General features: G+C 53.0%; 1 protein-coding gene. It reads right to left on the bottom strand.

All coding sequences use genetic code 11. The annotated features are described in order from the left end of the window. The coding region (locus tag Q5Y71_RS16435; protein WP_306043170.1) for a hypothetical protein at positions 1 to 3335 on the bottom strand (3335 nt) is incomplete at its 3' end. Between the last annotated feature and the right edge of the window lie 93 nt (positions 3336 to 3428).

The raw sequence follows: 3428 nt of genomic DNA, 5'->3' as shown, positions 1-3428 counted from the left end.
ACCTCATCCAGCATCTCATGGCCGGTATAGCCACGGGTAGTGCGACTGTGGTCAAAGCCGTAGAGGGCAGTAAGGGTCAGAGCGCTCCAGTTGGCGGTATTCCTACGCTGGCCCCAGGCGTCGAAAGACATCTCCTGTACCACTTGACCGGCCTTATCCGTCATCAGGTCCATGGAGCCCAGGTGATCCTTGTACAGGAACAGCTTGTCGGTGGACTGCACGGCGTAGGCGAGATCGGTTTTTACCGTGTACACAGCGGCGCCCAGGTAGCGCTTCCACTGGATTTCATTGGGGGCGCTGGATTTCCGGATACGCTCAAGTCCGCCAATATACCAGGTTTCGGTGACTTCATCGTTACTACTATTGGTGTCCTTGCGGTAATAGCGGCTGTGTTCGGGGCCGTAAAGGAACTCGGTGGTGTGGTTGCCCTTTTCGATCCGCTCCGCTTTGTCGAAAGTGGTGTACTGGATAGTACGGCCACCGTCGAAGCCGTCTGAGGTCATATTGCCGTTGGCGTCATAATTGTAGCGAACACCACCAGCTGTTGTAACCGCATGGGGACCGGCACCATTTTGGCCATAGACATAGCTGCCCACACCGGCTTTGTAGGTGATATTACCGATAGCGTTGTACCGGACATCCTGGTTGGCAGTGCTCAGGCTGTCACAGTTAATATTGCTGCTGCCGATATGGGTTTTGATCAACCGGTTAAGGTCGTCATAGCAGAAACTTTCGCGCAGGTTCTTGCTGCCACTCTGGTTGTGGCGGCTGGTGAGGTTGCCCAGGGTATCCCACTGGTAACTAATGCTCTGGATACCAAAGGCGCCCAGAACCGTGGAGGTCTGGTTGAGCAGGCGACCGGTGGAGCCCTGGTAGTTAAAGGTGGTGGTTGCCCCATTCCCCAGCAGCTGCTCCTTGAGCTGGCCACGGGCGGTCTGCGCCTTGATTTCCTCGATCAGATCTCCTGTGGCGAGGTCTGTAACCTTATAGAGATAACCATTGGCATTGTAGTAATTGCGAATTCCGGACTGTCCGCTGTCAAGCAGGCTGTCGAGGGCGTCGTAGCTGCGCTCCACTCGGCCGTGGCCGTCGAATACCGTGGTGGTGACATAGGATGGCTGGGAGCCATCACCATCGAAGTCCACCGCTTGGGCATTGTTACGGCCCAACTGGTCGTACTGGTAGACCGCCTGGTAACCGCTGACACTGTCGGTGATCATCTCCACCTGGCCGAGGCCGTTTGCTGCGCTATCGTAATACCAGCCAACGTTGCTGGTGGTGGCGGTGCCGCCGCGCTTTTCGATACGGGTCAGCTGGCGGCCCAGTTGGTCATAAGTGAACTCCACCGTATGGTCGTTGGCATTGGTTTGCTTTTTCAGCTCGCCGTAGCCAGTGTAGGTATACTCCCAGGCGCCTTTGTCCGGGTCGTCCATGCTCGTTTTACGACCCAGGTGGTCGTAGTTGATGGTGACCACAATGGGATAGCTGAGGTCGTCGCCCTCGTCGATATGGCTGCCGGCAGTGTTGGTCTTGCCCCAGGATTTGGCTTTGTGCAGATTGCCCTGGCTGTCGTACTCGTAGGTAAGGCGCCCGTTGATAGCATCTGTCACCTCAACCAACTCACCCGCAACGTTCTTGGTCTCAACTTTACTCTGGCCCTTGTCATTAACGGTGGTGGTCTTCAGCCCCGTATAGGTCATTGTGGACTGTGACCTATCTGCAGCGATCACACGGGTCGGGCGACCGAGCAAGTCATACTTGGTCTCGGTCCATATACGAGTCTCACCGGAGAAATAGGGCTCGCTGGCAAATTTGAGGCGACCGAGGTTATCGTACTCTTTGTCTGCATAGATTTTGTTATTAAAGCCCTTGGTTTCCGTGCGTATGGAACGGCCCAGTGCATCGAAGTACTCCCTGCTCCAGCTGCCTGTACTGCTGCTGATCGTCACTTTATATTTGGCTCCAGAGGGGCATCCAATGACACAGCGTTCATAGCTGGTCAGCTTGTCTGCACCAGTGTTGCTGCGACTGATGGTTTCTCGGCCAAATTCATCATAAGCGATGGAAGTTTGGAGCCCGTTCATACCTTCGACTTCCAAGGGTGCGCCGAAGTGATTTCGGAGGAGCACCTTTTCAGTCAGTTGATCAAGGGCATTGTAGCTCTCAGAGACATAGCGCCCGGAAGGATCATACACCGTTCTGGTACTGCGGCTGATTTCACCCGATGCGCTCAGGGTCTTTTTAATGACATTACCAAAGTTATCGTACTCGTAAGCCGTAGTTTGTTTGTATAACGCCTTATTCGGCTCAATCACCTCGGTTTTCAGCAGGCCCTTATGTACTTCAGAAGTATAATAGGTAAAGGCAGACTCCCGTATATGTGCGGGCTGTCCGGGTCGAGTACTGGTCACTTTGGTGCTGCTTAGGCGACCCTTTTCCTTCTCCCAGGTGGAGCTGCCATAGACGTTTTCTGTCTTCTTAACAAACTGCTGGTCAGAGTCTCCCCCCTTGGTCGCCACATTGATGCTGAGCGCGTTGCCATAAGCATCGTAGGTATTCGTTGTTGTGACCGTTTGCAGCATTTGCCCCTGTGTGTTGCCTTCGTTTTTAAGGTCATAGGTCTCTTCAACCGCACTGTAAATATACGGCTGGTAAGGTGGCAAAGGGTTACCACTACCATTCCACCCCTGGAGGCGCCAGTTGTTAGAAGCCCGGCTCAGAAGCTGACCGCCAGCTGTACGGGTTTCTGTTTGCAGCGGCATGCCCGTGAAAGGAAAATCCTGGCGATAGGTGGTTTCCGTCACCACACCAGTCTGATTATCGGTAGTGCTGATTTTCTGGAAACCCAGCATTCCGCGCCCAGCAGCCTGGAGCTTCATCTGATGATAGTGATAGGACACTGAACTGAGTGCAGACTGATCCACAGAGCCAGGGGCAGCACCAGCTGCAGGCGCAGAACTCTCCACCTCGGCAACCAAATACACGGGGCTCAGGATATCCAGTACAGGCGTATCTTTACCCAGGGTTTGACTTCCTGCAGGAAGCACCCAGTCACTGTTCAGTGCTGTATAGAAAGAATCAATACTGCTTGACGCAGCCATATCCAGACGAGAGTAGACCCCACTAAGCGCCATATTTCCATAAGTGACCTTGGTGATGTTACCAAGACCATTATCGAACTGATGGATTACATTGCGTGGAGCATTTTTGTATTTAGCTTCACCAGCATTATTTAGGCGAGTATAGACCTTGCCGCTTGAAATGTCATAACGGTGGTAGTCGGGCTCTCCATCACCATCGGTATCTGCAAACCAGACAAAATCATTCTCATCCATGCCATAAACGCCATAAAAAGACTTCCTCTCATCATAACTAGCAAAGTTACCGATATTTTGATCAAAAAATCGAACCCAAACAGCACCATTACC

Origin of the sequence: Microbulbifer sp. 2205BS26-8 (assembly GCF_030731025.1) — a bacterium.
Lineage (GTDB): Bacteria > Pseudomonadota > Gammaproteobacteria > Pseudomonadales > Cellvibrionaceae > Microbulbifer > Microbulbifer spongiae.
Note: the sequence above shows the minus strand (reverse complement) of the source record. Positions and strands in the feature narration are given on the sequence as shown.